Origin of the sequence: Paenirhodobacter sp. (assembly GCF_041916475.1) — a bacterium.
Lineage (GTDB): Bacteria > Pseudomonadota > Alphaproteobacteria > Rhodobacterales > Rhodobacteraceae > Rhodobacter.
Genome location: NZ_JAYRZN010000018.1, coordinates 1 through 18217, shown reverse-complemented (window position 1 = coordinate 18217; position 18217 = coordinate 1). Strand labels below are relative to the sequence as shown.

Below are 18217 nucleotides of genomic sequence, written 5' to 3'. Positions count from 1 at the left end.
GCTCAATGCACCGTGCAGACCATGCAGGGATCGAAGCTGCGCACGATATGCTGCACGCTGAGCGGCGTCGTCTCGCCCGGCGCCACGGCCGCGCCCTCCAGCGCCGCCTCCAGCGCACCGGGCACGCCCGCCGCATCGCGCGGCGAGAAATTCCATGTGGTGGGCGCGACGATCTGATAGGCAGCGATGCGCCCCCCTTCGATGCGCAGCCAATGGCCAAGCGCGCCGCGCGCGGCCTCCACCAGCCCCTCGCCCGCGCCATCGCGCAGGGTCACGGGGCCGGACATGAACCGCGCCTCGGGCCGGATCCCCGCCGCCAGCTCCTCCATCACGATCTGGCTGCGCGCGAGCTCCAGGAGCCGCCCCGCCACCCGCGCCAGCACCCCGCCCCCCGCCAGCGCGCGCGCAAGCGGATGGCCATCGATCACCTGCCGGGCAAGCGCGCCGGTCTCCATCACCCGGCCCGCATAACGCGGCGCCTTGCACCAGCTGTAGGCACTCTCGCGCATGTCCTCATCGGGCTCGGTCACGCCCTCAGAGGGATGCGCGGCCGCGCCCAGCATCCAGGAATGGCTCAGATCCTCGGTGATGCGCGCGCTCTCCAGGGGCTGCGGGCCGCCCTCCCAGACGCCTTGCGCAAAGGCATGCCCGCCCTCCAGCGGATAGGCCCCGAACGACAGATACCGCCCCTGCCCGCACCCGAGCGCCAAGAGATCCAGATCCGCCGCAATCTCCAGGAACAGCCCGGCATCGCCCCGATCCCAGGCCATCAGCGCAGAGAGATCGGCGAGCGCCGCGAAGGCCTCCACCGGCGCGCCGAACACCTCCGTCTCCAGATGCCGGCGGAAGGCCGCGAGGCTCGCCATGATCCGCACCCGGTCGCGCGCGGTGGGCGCCCGGGTGACACCGCCGGGCTGGATCGCCAGCGTATGCGGCCATTTCCCCGCCATCAGCCCGAGCACATGCATCAGCGCCGCGCGGGCCTCCACCGTGGCGCGCTGCGCGCCCCCAGCCATGGCGGCGAACCGCGCCACCGCCCGGCCATGCCACGCCCGCCCGGCATAGGCCGCACGGGTGAAATCGGGCATGAAGAACAGGTTGAAATGGGTCAGATGGTCCGAGACATTCTCGATCGCATGGATCAGCGCGGCGATCCGCTCGCCCTGCGGCTCCGGCGCCATACCGCAGGCGGCCGCCAGCGCGCGCGCCGCCGCCGCGGACTGGCTGATCGAGCAGATCCCGCAGATCCGCGGCACGATGGTCAGCGCATCGCGCGGGTCCTTGCCGGGCAGCATCCGCTCAAAACCGCGATAGAGCGGCGAATTGACCCGCGCCGCGGCCACATGGCCGTCGCGGATCTCCAGCCGGATTTCGAGATCCCCCTCGACCCTGTTGAACGGGCCGACGACCAGGCGCGTGGGCTCGCTCATCGCGGCTTGCGCAGCGTGGGCGGCACCACGACCCGGTCCGCGGTGGCATTCTGCGCGATCCGCGGCGGCGTTGCGGCCTTGGAGAGCGAGGCCAGCGCCATGAACCAGGCCTTGGGCATGTCGGTCGGCAGGCCGACCGGGATCCCGGCGATCTTGGGTGTGGCGGTGAAGCTGTGATGCGGCTCCTCGAATTCGGGGGCGGTGCAGTTGATGCAGGGATAGCCGCCCTTGGTGCAGCTGCCCTGCCCGTTCCAGGGCCGGATATTGCAATCGCCCACCGCCTGGGTGCCGATACAGCCCAGATGCTCCATCATGCAGCCCATCTCCGACAGCTCCCGCGCATTAGCCTTGTATTCGTAGAATTCGTTGCGCGAACAGCCGTGATGCACCAGATGATCGGCATAGAACCGCGGCCGGCCGAGCGTATCGAGCCCCTCCGCCCGCAAGGCGCCCTGCGCCAGCATGAGCAGGGTCTCGGTCACCCAGTCCGGATGGGTCGGTCAGCCCGCGATATTGATCACCGGCAGGCCGGAGCGCGGGCGGAACGTATCGGGCAGCGCGCCGCCCGGATGGGCGCCCTCATATTGCACGCCGACCGCCTCCGACGGGTTGCCGCCCGCGGTGGTCACGCCGCCATAGGTGGCGCAGGTGCCCACCGCCACCACATCGCGCGCGCGCGGCGCCAGCCGCCGCACCCAGTCCAGCAGCGAGACCCCGGTCCCGGAGAGCATCTGATAGCGGCCCGTGCCCTTCGGCCCGGTCGCGATCGCCCCTTCGATGCAGAGCACATCGAGCGCAATCTCCCCGCTTTCTATTCCCGCGAGTATGGCGCGCACCTCCTCCCCGCTCTCGAGGCTCAGCGCCGGATGCCACAGGAAGCGCACACCCGCCCCCGCGAGCAGGTCGAACACATTCGGATCCTCGGCGCAGAGGAGCGACATGGTGCAGCCGCCGCAACCCGCCGTTTGCAGCCACAGAACATTCATCCCGCTTCTCCCGCCAAAGGCAACTCCAGACGAAAACAGGCCCCCGCGCCGCCGGGCACCAGCATCAGCCGCCCGCCATGCTCCTCCGCGATCTTGTGGCTGATGGAGAGGCCGAGCCCGGTGCCATGGCCCACGGGCTTCGTGGTGAAGAACGGATCGAAGATCATCGCGGCGGCCGCCTCGTCCACGCCGGGGCCGTTGTCGCTTACGGTGAGTACGCCCTGCCCGCCCTCGGCGGAAGCGCTGAGCGTGATCCGCGGCTCCGCCTGCCCTGCCACCGCATCCGCCGCATTCTGCACGAGGTTCATGATCACCTGCTGGATATGGCCGGGGCGGCCGCGCACCAGGACAGGGCCGCCCTCGATCACCGGCGCGACGCTGCGCCCGGCGCCGCGCATCACCCAATGCGCGCCGACCCGGGCCACATCGGCCAGATCGAAAGAGACCATCTCGCCGCTGCCATCGGCCGAGAGCCGGCGCAGATCCTCCACGATATCGCGCACGCGCTCCGCGCCGTCGCGCGCACCGCGCACGGCCTCGCGCAGGTTGCGGATGTCGCGGTCGAGGCGCAGGTCCTCGCGCAGCGCCACCAGCTCCTCGCGGCTGGCCCCGGCCTGAACACGCTCGAAATAGGTCTCGAATTTCGCGGCATAGCGTTCGAGCGCATGGGCATTGGCGTAGACGAAGCTGATCGGGTTGTTCAGCTCGTGGGCCACCCCGGCGAGCAGGCGGCCGAGCGAGGCGAGCTTTTCGCCGCGCACCAGCTGCGCCTGCGCGGCTTTCATTTCGGCGTGGCTCTGCTCCAGCTGCGCATAGGCGCGGCGCAGTTCGCCCACCGGCCGGCCGGTCAGCACCATCCCCGCGATGCGGCCGCGCTCGTCGAGCCGCGGCGAGAGCACCGCCTCCAGCGGCGCGGGCCCGGCCGGGCTCGCCAGCGCGAGCTCCAGCGTGAGCGGGCGGCGCGTGCGCGACACCTCCGCGCGGGCCCGCTCCAGCGCGGCCAGATGCTCGGGCGGCACCAGGCCCGCGAGATCGCGCCCGATGAGCCCCGCGGCCGGCTGCCCGAGGCAGGCGCCGGCAGAGGCATTGACCTCCTCCACCCGGCCTGCGCGGTCGAGCACGATCAGCACGTCGGAGACGGAGGCCAGCACCGAGGCGAGGAACTGGCGCAGGGCGTCGAGCTCGTGGTTCTGCGCCTCCAGCCGCTCCTGATGCGCCACCAGCTCGGCATAGGCCCGGTCCACGGCCGAGAGCACATCCGCCCAGGCCGTATCCATCAAAGGCGCGCCTTCCGATGTCTGTTCGGTGCCGGTGGCCACCACATGCTCTCCCTTGCTGCGCCCAGAGCATACGTTGCGGGGCGGAAGGTCAAGAGGGCGCCGGGGTGCGTGGCAAAATCCCGGGCGTGGCGGCCCCGGCACGCCGGAGCCGCCGGAAGGATCAGACCCGTTCGAGCGCGATCGAAATCCCCTGCCCCACGCCGATGCACATGGTGGAGAGCGACCGCTTGCCGCCGGTTTTCAGCAGCTCGAGCGCCGCGGTGCCGGTGATCCGCACCCCCGACATGCCGAGCGGATGGCCGAGCGCGATGGCGCCGCCATTCGGGTTCACCCGTGCGTCGTCATCGGCGATGCCGAGGTCGCGCAGCGTGGCGAGGCCCTGGCTCGCGAAGGCTTCGTTCAGCTCAATCACGTCGAAATCCGCCTGGGTCAGGCCGAGCCGGGCCATCAGCTTCTTTGAGGCGGGCGCGGGGCCGAAGCCCATGATCCGCGGGGGCACCCCCGCCGCCGCACCGCCCAGCACGCGCGCGATGGGCGTGAGCCCGTGCCGCTTCGCCGCCGCTTCGGAGGCGAGGATCAGCGCGGCCGCGCCATCGTTCACGCCCGAAGCATTGCCCGCCGTGACCGAGCCGCCCTTGCGGAACGGCGCCTTCAGCCCGGCCAGCGCCTCGATCGTGGTCGCGCGCGGATGCTCGTCGCGGTCCACCACCTTCGGATCGCCCTTGCGCTGTGGAATTTCGACCGGGGTGATCTCCGATGCCAGCCGCCCGTTCGCCTGCGCGGCCGCGGCCTTCGCCTGGCTGCGCAGCGCGAAGGCATCCTGATCGGCGCGCGAGATATTGAAATCCTCGGCCACGTTCTCGGCCGTTTCGGGCATGGAATCCACGCCGTATTGCGCCTTCATCAGCGGGTTCACGAAGCGCCAGCCGATGGTGGTGTCATGCACCTCATTGGCGCGCGAGAAGGCGCTCTCGGCCTTGGGCATCACGAAGGGCGCGCGCGACATGCTCTCGACCCCGCCCGCGACGATCAGATCGGCCTCGCCCGCCTTGATGGCCCGGGCGCCGGCGATGACCGCATCCATCCCCGAGCCGCAGAGCCGGTTCATGGTGGTGCCCGAGACCTCGACCGGCAGCCCGGCGAGCAGGAGCGACATCCGCGCGACGTTGCGGTTGTCTTCGCCCGCCTGGTTGGCGCAGCCATAGATCACATCATCCACCGCCGCCCAGTCGACGCCCGCATTGCGCGCCATCAGCGCCCGTAGTGGCACCGCGCCAAGGTCATCGGCCCGCACCATGGCGAGCGCGCCGCCGAAGCGGCCGATGGGCGTGCGGATATAATCGCAGATATAGACTTCGGTCATGTCAGAGCTCCGGAACGATGAGATCGGCCACCGGGCCATCCATGTGCAGCGTGGCGCCGGTCACGGCCTGAAGCGCCTCGAAGGTGAGCGCGGGCAGCTTCTCGCGCAGCACGAAATGCCCCTCGGCGATATCGACCACCGCAAGCGAGGTATAGACCCGGGTCACGCAGCCCACGCCGGTGAGCGGCAGCGTGCAGCGCTCCATCAGCTTCGGCTTGCCATCCTTGGTGACATGGTCAGTGATCACGGCCACGCGCTTGGCGCCATGCACGAGGTCCATCGCGCCGCCCACCGCGGGCACGCCCTTCGGGCCGGTGGACCAGTTCGCGAGATCGCCATTTTCGGCCACCTGATAGGCGCCGAGGATCGCCACATCCAGATGCCCGCCGCGCACCATGGCGAAGCTGTCGGCATGGTGGAAGAAGGCCGCGCCGGGCTTCAGCGTGATCGCCTTCTTGCCGGCGTTGATCAGGTCCCAGTCCTCCGTTCCGGCGGCCGGGGCTTCGCCGAAGCCGAGGACGCCGTTTTCCGTGTGGAACGCGGCCTGACGCCCGGGCGGCTGGAATTTCGCGACCATTTCCGGAAAGCCGATCCCGAGGTTCACATAGGCGCCATCGGCGATGTCCTGCGCCGCGCGCCAGGCGATCTGGGCGTTGGAAAGCTTGTCGGTCATGCCTGCACCTCCGGGTAATGCGCATCGGCGCGGTTGAGCACCTCTTCCTGCTGCGGATCAGCCACCTCGACGATGCCCTGCACGAAGATGCCCGGGGTGATCACCTGCTCGGGCTCGATCCCGCCCGGCGCCACCGCATGGCTCACCTGCGCGATGGTGCGCGCCGCAGCCATCGCCATCAGCGGGTTGAAGTTGCGCGCGGCCATCCGGTAGGTCAGGTTGCCGTAGCTGTCGCCCAGCTCGGCCTTGATCAGCGCCACATCGGCCTTCAGCCAGCGCTCCTGCACATAGGGGCGGCCATCGAATTCCTCCACCGGCTTGCCCTTGGCGAGGTCTGTGCCATAGCTCGTCGGCGTGTAGAAGGCGGGGATGCCGGCGCCACCTGCGCGGATCCGCTCGGCCAGCGTGCCCTGCGGCACCAGCTCCAGCGCGATCTTGCCGGCGAGGTAGAGCTCGGTGAACACCCGCGGATCGGCCGAGCGCGGGAACGAACAGATCATCTTCGCGACCATGCCCTGCTCGATCAGCGCGGCAATGCCCACATGGCCGTTGCCGGCGTTGTTGTTGATGACGGTCAGGTTCTTCGGGCTGCCGGTGGCGAGGAAGCGGTCGATCAGCGCGTGGATCAGCTCGATCGGCGCGCCCGAGCCGCCGAAGCCGCCGATCATCACCGTGGCGCCATCGGGAATATCGGCCACGGCCTCGGCGAGAGAGGCGATACGTTTGTCCATTGTCTCCTCCGGATCTGGATGGCCGGACCCTAGGCGCTTCGCGCCGCCGGGCGAAGGCGATTTGTGCGCATGTTGACATTTGTTCGCATCGCAGAAATTCTTGTGCGCATGGCGAACAAAACCGATGTGATTTCCTCCATGCTGAAGGGGCTGAGCGTGATCGAGGCGTTCCGGGCCGAGCATCCGCGACTCAGCATCGCGGAAGTGAGCGCGCTCACCGGGCTCGACCGTGCCACCGCGCGGCGCTGCCTGCTCACGCTCCATGCGGGCGGGTATGCCGAATATGACGGCAAGTTCTTCACCCTGACGCCGAAGGTGCTGCGCCTGGGGATGGGGGCGCTGGCCGCGCTGCCGCTGGCGCAGGTGGTGCAGCCTTGGCTCGATCAGCTCTCGGAGCAGATCGGGCAATCGACGTCGGTCTCCATTCTGGATGAGACCGAGATCGTCTATCTTGCCCGGGCGGCGCAGCGGCGGGTGATGTCGATCGGGCTGATGCCCGGCTCGCGGCTGCCGGCGCACTGCACCTCGATGGGGCGCGTGCTGCTGGCCGCCCTGCCCGAGGCGGAGGCCCGCGCCCTGATCGAGCGCTCCGACCTGAGCCCGCGCACCACCTTCAGCCTGACCGACCCTGCCGAGATCATGGCCCGCCTCGCAGAGGTGCGCGGCGCCGGATATGCAGTGATCGACCAGGAGGTGGAGATCGGCCTGCGCTCGATCGCCGTCCCTCTGTATTCGGCCCGCGGGCAAGTGATTGCCGCACTCAACACCGGCGTCGCGGCGGTTCAGGGGCGCCCCGAGGACCTGGTGGCCCTGTATCTCCCCGCGCTCCAGAAGGTGCAGGCAGGATTGCGGCGCGTGCTGCACTGATCACTTCCGTCGCGCGAGACCAACATGCCCCGCCCTCATGTCCGATCGATACGACACGGCGGCCATGAGCGCCCACCGAGAAACTCGCCTTTCAGCACTTGCAAATGCCTGAGTGATGAGAAATAAGCCCCCTTGGACGGGTGGCCGAGTGGTCGAAGGCGCACGCCTGGAAAGTGTGTAGGCGGGGAACCGTCTCGAGGGTTCGAATCCCTTCCCGTCCGCCACTTCACCCCATAAGTTATTGATTTTATTGCATAAAATATGGGCCTGCTGGGCTCACCCATCGTTGCACCCATAGAAGGCAAAAAGCCCCCGGCCTGATGGGGCCGAGGGCTTGCCGGTGCCACGCCCCGAGGAGGGAGGGGCCGCACCGTGACGGGGTTTTCGGGCGTCATTCCCGGGCACTCGCCGTCTGATCCCAGATGCTTTGCGGGCCGGCCGCAGGGCGCATCCCGGCCCTATGCCGCGCCGTCGTTCGGTCCCCAGTTCACCAGCGTCAGGGCCTGCCCGATCTGATCCTCGGACAATCCGCCCTCCTTCGCCCGCGCCATGGCGTCCACAAGGGCATAGAAGGAACGGGCGCGCAGGCCGCTATCGAAGGCTTGCAGCGGGCGCATCACGTCGATCATCACCTCTGCGCCCAGCTTTGCTGTGGCTTCCTCGGACAGCAGCATCGCCAGCGGCTGCAAGGTCCATTGCGCCAGATGCCGTTGGGCCTCGCGGACCAGAGGGCCTTGCGCATTATCGGCAAAGATGGCGGGAAGGACGCCATACGCCGCCATGACCGCCGCCCGGGAGGCTTGCAGCATCTCGACCGGCATCACCCCGCCAATGTTCGGCGTGACCTCCGCAGGCCGCCAGTCCTGTGCCGGTGCGGGACCGCCCGCCGCGACGACATTGACCGATTCGCGCATGAGGATGCGTCCCCGCCGTCCCCGGAAGCCCCGCGCCAGATCGTTGAGGTCCACCTCCTGACTTTCCGGGAAGGGAACGATCTGCGAGCCGATCGGCGCTTCGCGGTAAATCTCTGAAAGCGCGCTTTCAACCGACTGCAACATTCCCGCCGTCAGGCTGGACCGATGCAGGGGCGAAGTTCCGGCCCACGGGGCTTGCTGTGAAGACCCGATGCGGACATGCAGCACCTCGGCGGCCAGCACGGTTTCGGTGGAACCGCCCCCTGCCTCGGGCAGACTGAGGCGATAGGCGCGCGGGCGGCTGTCGCGTGTGGACAGGTCCCAGCCCGACACCGGCACCAGCCGGTCGCCACGGATCAGAAAGACCGCCTCGCCGCGAAGGGCGATGGACCGCGCGAAGGTTGCCAGATCCTGCCGCGTCAGCATTCGGGTGCCTTCGACATGGGCCAGCGCGAAGGCGTTCTCCCACAGGGAGATGCAGCTTTGCACCGCCGCCGTCAGTTCCGCGACACCCGAAACCCCGGACAGCCATTCCGCCCGAGCTGTCATCATTTCGGTGGTGAAGCCCTGCGGGACGGCCCGCTTCTCGACCGCAGGCTCCTTCCTTTTGAACAATCCGAACATCAGCGCGACCTCCGATAGGGGCGCAGCAGGTCAGCCGCGCCGGAATTCTGCATTGCCTTGGCGATGTAATTGGCCGGGCGCTGGAAGCTCTCGTTGCTGGTGCTACTGCTGCCCCCTCCTGTTGTGTGGGTTCTTCCGGTTGCCCACATAGGGAAGGATTCCGGCGTATGGCCGAGGTAGGCGTGCAGCCGGACAGCCGCTTGAATCACCGCCGGAGGGGCGGGGTTGTTCTCGCCGACGATGCCGGTGATACGGCAATGGCTGAAGGGCGAATACATCTTCCAGCCGCGTTGTGGCGTGCTGGGCGGCAGGGATTCCATCCAAAGCCCATAACCGCCGTCTGCGTGAGGGTCGAACCATTCGATCTTCGTTACCCGGAATGGGCGTACCGGCAGTATGAACCAGCCGCTGCCGCCGTCGCTTTCGATCTGCGCTTCGCGAGGCGTCCACCGCCAGTTGCAGTAGGCCTCGATCCGCTCCCAAATCCAATCGGGAATCCCGCGGGCGTCGTTCATAAGCAAGGCGGATCGCGGCACTTCGGGATAAGTCTCGGGGGGCAGTTCCTCGTAGAGAGCAAGCTCCGTTTCGTAGATAACGGCCATGTCAGGCCCTCCAACGGTTAAGGGGATGAACCGCGCCGCGATAAGGCAGCCGGTCCTGATGGGTTTCCGGCACCAGCAAGCCGCCCGCTGTGGGCTGCCAGTTCCGGGCTTCGATCTGGGTTTCGGGATAGGCGGGCCGGGTGACGACGCTCAATTCGTAGAGCAGCGCGGCGTAGATGGTGCGAATGAGGGCAGTCCCGAGTGCCGGGTCTTCCTCCTCGACCTTCTCTGCATCCGGCACTGTCCGCTCCGGGGGAATCCGAAAGCCCGGCGAGATTCCCGCGATCAGCCCGGCCCCGAGGGCGGCGAGGAAGTCGCGCACCCAAGAGACTTGCTGCATCTCTGTGGTAATGTCAGCATCGAAGGTCAGCGCATCGTCGCTGTCCTTGAGCCGCAGGGTTCCCGCCGCCTTGCTGGCGAGGGGCTGGCCATAGTCGTGCCCCACAAGGAGGTGGATTTCTTCCTCGGGCAGTTCGACCCGATAGGAAAACGCCCGTGAGGCCATGACCTCTTTGCGCGGCCTGCCGGTGCGGCCACCGTCCGAAAGGACGGCAGCCTTGTTGTAGGGGAAGCGGCCATGCAGCGCCAAAGCGCCGGATGCCCGCTTGCGGATTTCCAGCCCGCCGCTGTGACCGCCCCAGAGCATCACTGAATGCCCGTCAGGATTTGCGACTGGACGCCGCGCGGCACGGTAACGTCCGCCGTGACAAGGCCGGTCAGCCGTAGCCCGCCCGATTGCGCGTCCGAATAGGGATCGCGGATCAGGTCAACGCCGCCCCACAGGCCGAGGATCGCCGGGGGCACCCCGCCCGCAGTCACCGTCAGCAGCGCGGAGGTGACCGGGGTTTCCCCTGCCGGGGCCGCCAGCGCGTTCGCCGTCTGCACGATGCTGCCGATCTGCGCTGACAGGCGGTCGTATTCCGTCACAGCCGTTCCGGTCACATAGGTGCCGTCCAGCTTGGACCAGACCTCGGGCCGGATCATCAACCGCACGTCCTTCGGACCTGCCGCTGCATGAGCGGTGAGGAAGGCCACCACCGCCGAGCGGAAGGCGGCCCAGGTCGCTGCCGCAGCCACAGGAGTCGAGGTGATGCCATAGGTAACGGCCCCGGTGATGACGCCAAGCGGCTGACCAGCCGTGCCGGTGCCAAGGAACACGGCCTTGTCCAGTTCCGCCCCGATGGCGGCGGCCATGTCGCGACGGATGGCTTCTTCCAGCCCCGCCGTCTGTTTCAGCGCCTTGCGGCTGATCCGCATATGCGCGCCGAGGGTGCTGTCGGGTTTCAGGCTGCGTTCCGCCGTGGCGAAGACCGAAGGCCCGGCGACGTTGCCGAGTTCGGTTGCCGCCCAGCCGGTCGTGACGCCCGAGGTCGCCACCGGATACTCGGTTTCCCCGCTGCCGATGTTGACCGACTGCACGCCCATACGCGCGGCCACCGACGCCGGAAACAGGCGGTCGATGATGCCTTGCGTGGTACGGGGCGCGACCACACCCGGGGCGATGGTTTCCCCGGCCCGCTGTTCCAGCGCCTCGAAGGGCACCGGGATGCCGCGATAGCCGCCGCTGTTGCGCAGTTCCGCCACGACCTCCGCCGTGCGGCCCGACAGCGCCCGGCCTTCATCGAGCGCAAGCACCGCCTGCCGCAGTTCAAAGCCCGCCACCAATTCCGACCATTCCCGGCCCGAGCGGGTTTCCAGTTCCTCGCCCGCTTCCCGCCGCTCGCCATCCTCGGCCACCAGCGCCGCACGGTAGCGGGTTTCGTTGGCCCGATACTCAGCATCGAGGGTTTCCATCGAACGGATTTCATCCGCCGTGGGTTCGGGCTTTCCGGCCAGTTCCGAAAGCGATTGGCGGATTTCAGACTGCCGCCGCTGGATTTTAACAGAATCAAGCATTGTTTTCTCCTTTATGCTTGCCTCGTTTCGTCGCCATGAGTTCAGCGACGGATTGGTCCCATGCTTTGCGCGCAGGGGATTTCTCGGGATGCCCGACCTCGACCCGCGTCTTGCGCGTGTGACAGGAGGGGCAGAGCGTTTGCAGATTGTTCAGATCGAACGAGAGTTCCGGGTGCGTGCGCACTGGCTGGATGTGGTCCACCTCCAGCTTGCCGGTCGCCCCACACAGGACGCATTTCCAGCCGTCGCGGCGCTTCGCTTGCAGCCGCAGCGCAGGCCAGCGCGGGGACCGCTGCACGGCGTAGGAAGGGTACTGCCATTTCTTCAAAGCCACAGGGCAGCCCTTTCTTTCTTGGCCGGGCGACCCGTCCGGCGCGCGCCTTCGGCGACTGCCAGCACCGTTGCGGATGCAGCGTCGATCCGGCCCGTTGAACGGGCCTTGGCGAGTTTCAGGTTGTTGGCGGGATCACGCAGCACCACCGCGTCGGCAAAGGCCGACCGCAGCAGAAGCGAAGGACTGGACCTGACCTTGCCGTCATAGGCCGCGCGCCGGAACCGCTCGCAGTCCTCGCCACCATCCCGGAAGCCCTGACCGCGCCAGACCACAGGAACGCGCACCCCCGCGCGATCCATGGCCTCGGCCAGTTCGGATTGCTTGTATCGGTCGGCGGTGAGGGCAACGACGTTCTCGCCTTCGACCTGACGCATGATATCCTTGAGCCAGAGCGCGACCGGCACCGTCTTGTCGCCAAGGGTCTTCAACTCGCCCCGGTTCTCCATCTCGATGTAGCGCCCGGAAACCCCGTCGCTGGCCCCGCGATCCGCAAGGCTGGGGCTGCTGGGGAAAGTTCCCAACGCCTCAAGCCGCCCGGTGGCGGGCCAATAGAAAGCCACCGCCGACATGGACGCCGAGCCGCCAAGGTCGATGCCGACAACACATCCCCCCTCACGCGGCGGCAGTTCTGCCGTTTCGCAGTTCTGCCATTCGTCCACCGTCAGAAGCACATCGCGGGCTTCGCCGCTTACGCGCTCGTTGCGGTTGTAGAGGCGGAAACTGGTGAGGGTCGAACCGCCACGCGCTGCGGCCCGCTGCGCCTGACCTTGCAGCCATTCGATGCTGGACCCGATCCCGTACGCCGCGCCGGGATTGGCGAGGGCGAGGGATTCCGCGTCGTCCACAGGCAGGCCAGGCGGCGGGCGATGCTCTTGAATATAGACCCCTTTTTGTGGATTATCGAGCCAGACGGAAAAGGGATGGGTGTCCGTGCTGGCGCTTGTCGAGATAATCAGCGCCTTGCCGCCGCGCTTGCCCAGACCGGACAGCAGCGCGTGTTCGAGTTCGTCCCCGCGGTCGAGGGGCCAATGCCCTCTTTCGTCACATAATACTAAAGTAGGCGCAGAGCCGAGGGCCGTCTTCCCGTCCGCCGATATGGCGCGCAGGATGTGGGGGCCGTTCTCCGTACGATATTCGATTTCAAGACGCGGGGCGCGGCGGAAGACCAGACTGGCGCGAATGTCTTCTGGCAGCGACTGCGCAAACCCGGCGACGAACTGCCACGCGATTGACGCTTGATCGCGGGTTTTGGCGGCAAGCAGAATTTCGCGGCGCGGCTGGTCATCCCACACGCCGAGCAGGCTGCCGAGTGCGAGGCCGCTGGATAGGGCAGTCTTTGCATTCCCGCGACCGATGGACAGAACGGCGGTCAAGGTGTCGGCGGCCATCGCTCCGTTCACGAATTGTTCTTGAAACGGCGCGAGCGTGAGAAGCTGACCCGCCTTCGGTCCTTCCGGGATGGCAAGCTGTTTCAAGAATAGCTTTGCCTTGTCGGCGGTGGTGGCGGTGCCAACCAGCTCGCCCACAGTAAGGTCATCTTCCAGCCAAGGCGGGGTGATAAGCGCGCTAGTCATGCTGTGCGCCTCCGATATTTTGTGACCGCGAAAAATTGCCCGGACAGGCCCCTTCCGGGCTGGCCCTCCCTTCCCCCCATGCCGGGGCGGGAAGGCCAATGTCCGGGCAAATTTGGGGGGTGGTAGGGGCCAGCAAAGCCCAGCCCCCCGCCAGCCCTGCCCGCCGGGGACCCGGGGCGAGCGAAGAGGTAAGCCCAACCCTCGGGGGATTCCCTTCCCCAAACTCCAGGCATTGGAGGAGTTTTCGGCCCTGCCTCTGGGCGGTTGGTGAATGCCGCGCGGCACCCCCTTGGGCCGGGCGCAGCCCAAGGCCCCCCTTTAGGGGTAGGTGACCCAAGGGGGACATCCAAGGGTCATCCAAGGGACATCCAAGGGACATCCAAGGGTCACCCAACCCACATCCAAGGGACATCCAAGGCAGGCCCAAGGCAGTCATGGCGCCCTCCTCAAGCAGTCTCGGCGCGTGGCCGCATTGCCCTCTGTTTTGCCCACCACGAGGCGGTCAGAACGAATAAGCCGCTGCATTGCACGCTCGAAAGCCGCTTTTGTTATGCCCCTAGCCTGTGGGTCGGTCGCAAAGTCCTTTGGTGCGTAATAAGGACTCCGCACGGATGGGCTGACCTGAATACCACGCTTCTCTCGTTCATCCAGAAGCTGAAGAAATACAGTCTCTTGGAAGGCCTCATGTTCGGCAGTGGTGGCAGTGTGCATACCTCCCTCCACCACGAATACACCGTGCTGCCACTTCAATAGAAGCTCGCCCCCGGTCCTTCCATAATTGGCTTTCTTAGTCGTCAGCTTGCGTAGATCGCTATCACTTTCATGGCCGCCATCTTCAAAGATGCGCTCAAGATAAAGCCGCGACCTGACGCTGTTATTCCATGCCGTAGAGCCGCTGGTCCCACTGCCGCTGCTAAGCCCAGTCAGGGATGGGTGAGATAACAAAATGACGGCGCATTCATGGCGAATAGCAAGGCCACGAAGAAGACCCACGAATTGGCGAACTTTGGCTCTATCGTTTTCATTGGCCGGATACATATCCGCCAGCGTGTCCAGAACGATTACGTTTGGTTTCTCATCAGCGGCGCGCCCTTCTATCTCATTGAATAAATCGGTTTGCGTTAGATGAATCTTGGTCTCAATTGCAAGCAAGGCATCCTCGCCTGCCAAAGAGCGCAGCGTCATGCTCTCCAAGTCAGGCCAATCCAATCCCTCGTGCCGTCGAATTGATTCGAGTCTTCTATGAAGCTCGTTCCCGTCATCCTCGGCTGTTATGAACAGAACCCGGCCTTGTTTGACTGGCATGCCAAGCCACGGACGGCCTGTGGCGCATGCCACGCACAATTGCAGGATCAGGAGTGATTTCCCCGTACCCCCATCGCCGCTAAACAGCGTGACGGTATTGCTTGGAACCATCCCTTCGACCACCCACGGCTGGGGAAGGATAGGAAGGCCCGCGAGTTCCGTTGGACAAAAGAAGCGTGATTTTCTTTGCTGTAGCAGGCGCTCCCTCGGGATGCCGCCCACATGGGTGCAACCTTCCCACAGGCTCCGGCCATGCTCGACCATAGCCGCGTGTGGATCGGGCTTATTAAGGGCGCGGTCGATCTCCTGCCGAAGCCGGTCAGCCCCTTCCAGATACTTGATTGCGCCAGTGCTTTCGGGGTCTGCCCGGCAGGCGGCTTCGATCTGATCTGGCGACAATCCGGCGCGGCAGTAGTCGCGGACAGTAGCGAAGAAGGTCGCAGAACGATCCCCTTGCTTGATGGCCGGGCCGGGGGCCGCAGCCTGACTTACTTTGCGTGGAATCCACACAGGGGCTTCGGACGGCGCAACCTGGGTTTCAAATTCATAGACCTTCCCTCCCACGACAGAGGGGGCCAAGAGGATGTAGCCGTCCCACTTTATATCGACGCCTTCGCATAGCTTTCCGGCATATTCGGCATCAGCCGGGGCGCGGTAGATATAATGCCGCCCGCCACGAGGCGACTTCTGGACCAATGTTTCGGGAATGCTCTTTCCGGCGGTGAACGAATCCCATTCACAATTCGGCTTGTAAAGATCTGGGTCAACGGCGACCAATCCAGACCGTTTCAGATAGACCCCGATATTGGCCTTGGGTTCACGCCTCCACCAGCCGCGAATGACTTCCGCATCTGTGGTGGCATCCTGCTGCCCATTTCTGACCAGCCACCCGGCCGGGGCTTTATCTCCCGGCGCACATGGGAATACATGCAGGCCATTGGCTGCATACTTAAGTGCGGCTTGTCCAAGTTCCGACATCATTGCAGGGGCATCTCCTGAAATGACGGATCACGCCCGGCCATGTGGTGGAATATGGCGGCAGCCTTGAGTTCATCGGCGTGGGAATAGTCCGCGTCAGAGAAATACATATGTTTGGCAAGCTCGCCGGACGGCAGCTTGAATACCGCCGCATAAGCTGGATACGGAGACAGCTCGATTACAGCGTTATAGAGGACATAATAACCGCGCATCCATTCTTCGGCCTCGCCATCAAGAGCCAGCCGGATGCGGTAGCTGCGTTTGGGGTTCTTCTTGAACCAGCCTAGGTCGTCGCGCAGATACGGGGACATTTACGCCACCTCCCGGCTCTTTTCCCAAGCCTCGATCTCGGACACTTTCCAACGGGTGCAGCCGGGAGACAGCTTGTAGGGCTTCGGGAAGTCGGCATACTCTCGCGTCCAGCGCCAAATACAGGGTTTGGAGACGCCAAAGCGCGCGGCGAGTTGTTTATCTGAGACGTACATAGGGTGGTGGCTCCTTCCTCTTACGGATTGAGCCAACTATGCCTATTTTAGCTTGGCTAGGCTGGGTGAGCCATTAGCGCCCAGCTAACCCTATTGATTTTCCTCAATTATATTTCGATGTGCTTTCAGGGCCTGCTTGTAGCTACGGCAGTACGTTTTAAGGGTTTCATCGTTCAAGTCGGGATATTTAGATAGCACCATCTTGCGGGCGGCATATTCAGACGGCGCTTCACCCATTGTCTTCAACCGCAAGACCTCTTCGGCATATCCCCAGCCATCCCGCCCCTGTGTGCGACGGGATGGTGCCCGAGGATTCTTCACCTGTTCCGCCAGCAGCTTCAAAACGTCTGGATGCAGCGCCATTGGGTCATTGGCCTCAATAGCCTTAATCAAATCGCGGAAGTCGGCGTATAGCTTGGCTTTGTTATACGGCTCCCAGAACAGAAACTCAGCCATCATTTCACCCCCAAGAATTTCGCCCAATCGGCCATCATGGCCCGGCGGCGTTCCACCATATCGCTGCGACGATAGGCCCGCTCAACGTCGCTGCCTACCCTGTGGGCGAGCGCAATCTCGGCCATGTCCCGAGCCTGCCCGGTCTCCGCCGCCCAGTCGCGGAAGGTGCTGCGCAGGCCATGTGGAACGGCCGGGCGGCCATTGCGTGAATCCAGCCAGCCCTTGCGTCCTGCCTCCACCTCGGATTCATGCATCCGCTTCATCGTGGCCGAGAGGGTCATGTCTGACAACTGCCCGCCCCGCGCGGCCGGGAAGACCAACGGGTTATCCTGCAACCGGGGCAATGCCTTGAGCAGCGCCACAGCGGCAGGCGTCAGGGGAACGCGGTGTTCGCGGTCCATCTTCATGCGGCTGGCCGGGATCACCCACAGGGCGTTATCGAGGTCGATCTCATCCCAAGTTGCGCCCCGAACCTCGCCCGAGCGGCTGGCACATAGGGTCAGAAACTCCAAAGCCCGGCTGCCCATGCCTTCACGGGTGCGGAGGTCTCCAAACCATGTGGGAGCGTCTGTCAAGGACAGCGCGGGCTGGTTGTCGCTCTTGGCGACCTTGGACGGCTTCGGCAGGAGTTCTTTGAGGTTGCCGCCCCATCGCGCCGGGTTGTCCCCCGTGCGATGCCCGGCCACAGTGGCCCATGAAAGCACGGCCTCGATGCGTCCCCGGAGACGGCTGGCAGTTTCGGTCTTGCTGGCCCAGATCGGTTGCAGCGTCAGAAGAACATCCTGCACGGTAATATCCTGCACCAGCATATCGCCGATCTGGGGTTTAGCGTAGCTGTCCAAACTGCTGCGCCACTGCGCCTTGTGCTTGTCGTTACGAAATTCCTCCAACCGCGAGGCGAGGTAACGGTCCACCGCATCCGCAAAGGTCAGTCCGCGATTGCGGGCTGCTATGAGGCTGGCCCGCGCCGCCTTGCGTTCTTCCACAGGGTCGATGCCCTGCCTGATCTTGTCTTTTGCCTCGCGGGCCTTGTCCCGCGCGGCGGCAAGGCCAACCTCGGGATAGCCCCCCAAGCCCATGTCGCGGGTCTTGCCGCCAACTCGGGTCCGCAAAACCCAGGTCCTCCCACCGCTCGGCAGAAGCTGCATATAAAGCCCGGAGACGCCGCCAACGGCGACCATCACGTTGAGGCCGCCGCCGGGATGCTTCAGCCTCTTGATCTCTATGGCGGACAGTTCAGGAGCCATCTTCGGCATGTATCACCCATCATTACACCCATTATAGGATATAAGATTGGCCGAGCCTAATTGCACGGGGGTTAGCCAAAGAAATTGCGGTATCCATTTGTTTTACAACGGGAATTTAGACTGACTTAGCCTACCTGAGACTGCACGGAGGCGCCCTTCCCGTCCGCCACTTGCCCCCGCGAAAGCGTTCTCCCGATCCGGCTGTGGCCGGATTTTCCCGTTGTTTTCGAGGGTTATGCGCGGTTAGCTTTGCACTGGCGCCCTCGCTGCAGCAGCCGGAATGGTTCTCTGAAGCCCGATATTCTCCGGACCTCTCGACTGCGCGCATCCGGTGCAGAGCCCGTAACCGATTGACAATATGGGGCCAATTCCTCGCGCCACCTGAACACTTCGAGGCCGGTGGCGTTCGTGAGATGGAACAGAAATCGAACTCCTGCAACGAGCTTCAATCCGACAGGGGAAGCGCGTTGAG

Annotated in this window: 17 protein-coding genes, 1 tRNA gene and 1 pseudogene; 2 read left to right on the top strand and 17 right to left on the bottom strand. The window is 65.4% G+C overall.

Annotated elements, in window-relative coordinates; all coding sequences use genetic code 11:
• Positions 1-2 precede the first annotated feature (2 nt).
• The 6 genes and pseudogenes from ACOMG5_RS09330 to ACOMG5_RS09305 form a co-directional block, all read right to left on the bottom strand.
• Positions 3-1430, bottom strand: coding sequence for a nickel-dependent hydrogenase large subunit (locus ACOMG5_RS09330; RefSeq protein ID WP_420343527.1), 1428 nt, complete (start codon positions 1428-1430; stop codon positions 3-5).
• Positions 1427-2416 (bottom strand): annotated as a pseudogene (locus tag ACOMG5_RS09325) (HupU protein). Before ACOMG5_RS09325 ends, ACOMG5_RS09330 begins: the two are co-directional and overlap by 4 nt.
• Entirely contained in the window at positions 2413-3738 is a 1326-nt protein-coding gene (locus ACOMG5_RS09320; RefSeq protein ID WP_420343526.1) for a sensor histidine kinase, read from the bottom strand. The pseudogene ACOMG5_RS09325 and the gene ACOMG5_RS09320 overlap by 4 nt, the downstream one beginning before the upstream one ends.
• Positions 3739-3856: 118 nt before the next feature.
• The gene (pcaF, locus tag ACOMG5_RS09315) at positions 3857-5059 is read right to left on the bottom strand and encodes a 3-oxoadipyl-CoA thiolase (protein ID WP_420343525.1); all 1203 of its coding nucleotides are present in this window, start codon (positions 5057-5059) and stop codon (positions 3857-3859) included.
• Position 5060: 1 nt separating this feature from the next.
• Positions 5061-5732, bottom strand: a complete 672-nt coding sequence (locus ACOMG5_RS09310) for a 3-oxoacid CoA-transferase subunit B (RefSeq protein ID WP_420343524.1) — start codon at positions 5730-5732, stop codon at positions 5061-5063.
• Positions 5729-6463, bottom strand: a complete 735-nt coding sequence (locus ACOMG5_RS09305) for a 3-oxoacid CoA-transferase subunit A (RefSeq protein ID WP_420343523.1) — start codon at positions 6461-6463, stop codon at positions 5729-5731. Before ACOMG5_RS09305 ends, ACOMG5_RS09310 begins: the two co-directional genes overlap by 4 nt.
• A 108-nt stretch (positions 6464-6571) precedes the next feature.
• Between ACOMG5_RS09305 and ACOMG5_RS09300 the strand changes: the two genes are divergently transcribed.
• Positions 6572-7330 carry an IclR family transcriptional regulator domain-containing protein gene (locus tag ACOMG5_RS09300; RefSeq protein WP_420343522.1) on the top strand — a complete coding sequence of 253 codons (759 nt, stop codon included), beginning with the start codon at positions 6572-6574 and terminating at the stop codon, positions 7328-7330.
• A 134-nt stretch (positions 7331-7464) separates the two neighbouring features.
• Positions 7465-7554, top strand: a tRNA-Ser gene (locus tag ACOMG5_RS09295).
• Between the two features lie 234 nt (positions 7555-7788).
• Here the strand turns inward: ACOMG5_RS09295 and ACOMG5_RS09290 are convergent.
• The 11 genes from ACOMG5_RS09290 to ACOMG5_RS09240 form a co-directional block, all read right to left on the bottom strand.
• Positions 7789-8868, bottom strand: coding sequence for a hypothetical protein (locus ACOMG5_RS09290; protein ID WP_420343521.1), 1080 nt, complete (start codon positions 8866-8868; stop codon positions 7789-7791).
• Positions 8868-9470, bottom strand: coding sequence for a hypothetical protein (locus tag ACOMG5_RS09285; RefSeq protein WP_420343520.1), 603 nt, complete (start codon positions 9468-9470; stop codon positions 8868-8870). Before ACOMG5_RS09285 ends, ACOMG5_RS09290 begins: the two co-directional genes overlap by 1 nt.
• Before the next feature lies 1 nt (position 9471).
• Positions 9472-10116, bottom strand: a complete 645-nt coding sequence (locus ACOMG5_RS09280; RefSeq protein ID WP_420343519.1) for an HK97 family phage prohead protease — start codon at positions 10114-10116, stop codon at positions 9472-9474.
• The gene (locus ACOMG5_RS09275) at positions 10116-11366 is read right to left on the bottom strand and encodes a phage major capsid protein (protein ID WP_420343518.1); all 1251 of its coding nucleotides are present in this window, start codon (positions 11364-11366) and stop codon (positions 10116-10118) included. The genes ACOMG5_RS09280 and ACOMG5_RS09275 overlap by 1 nt, the downstream gene beginning before the upstream one ends.
• Complete coding sequence (locus tag ACOMG5_RS09270; RefSeq protein WP_420343517.1) at positions 11359-11700, bottom strand: HNH endonuclease; 342 nt, start codon at positions 11698-11700, stop codon at positions 11359-11361. Before ACOMG5_RS09270 ends, ACOMG5_RS09275 begins: the two co-directional genes overlap by 8 nt.
• The gene (locus ACOMG5_RS09265; protein ID WP_420343516.1) at positions 11691-13274 is read right to left on the bottom strand and encodes a terminase TerL endonuclease subunit; all 1584 of its coding nucleotides are present in this window, start codon (positions 13272-13274) and stop codon (positions 11691-11693) included. The genes ACOMG5_RS09270 and ACOMG5_RS09265 overlap by 10 nt, the downstream gene beginning before the upstream one ends.
• Before the next feature lie 432 nt (positions 13275-13706).
• Positions 13707-15560, bottom strand: a complete 1854-nt coding sequence (locus tag ACOMG5_RS09260; protein ID WP_420343515.1) for an AAA family ATPase — start codon at positions 15558-15560, stop codon at positions 13707-13709.
• Positions 15557-15868, bottom strand: coding sequence for a hypothetical protein (locus ACOMG5_RS09255; protein ID WP_420343514.1), 312 nt, complete (start codon positions 15866-15868; stop codon positions 15557-15559). Before ACOMG5_RS09255 ends, ACOMG5_RS09260 begins: the two co-directional genes overlap by 4 nt.
• Positions 15869-16042: a helix-turn-helix transcriptional regulator gene (locus tag ACOMG5_RS09250; protein WP_420343513.1), complete on the bottom strand. Its 174-nt coding sequence runs from the start codon at positions 16040-16042 to the stop codon at positions 15869-15871.
• Positions 16043-16132: 90 nt separating this feature from the next.
• Complete coding sequence (locus tag ACOMG5_RS09245; protein WP_420343512.1) at positions 16133-16498, bottom strand: hypothetical protein; 366 nt, start codon at positions 16496-16498, stop codon at positions 16133-16135.
• The gene (locus tag ACOMG5_RS09240; RefSeq protein WP_420343511.1) at positions 16498-17754 is read right to left on the bottom strand and encodes a tyrosine-type recombinase/integrase; all 1257 of its coding nucleotides are present in this window, start codon (positions 17752-17754) and stop codon (positions 16498-16500) included. Before ACOMG5_RS09240 ends, ACOMG5_RS09245 begins: the two co-directional genes overlap by 1 nt.
• Between the last annotated feature and the right edge of the window lie 463 nt (positions 17755-18217).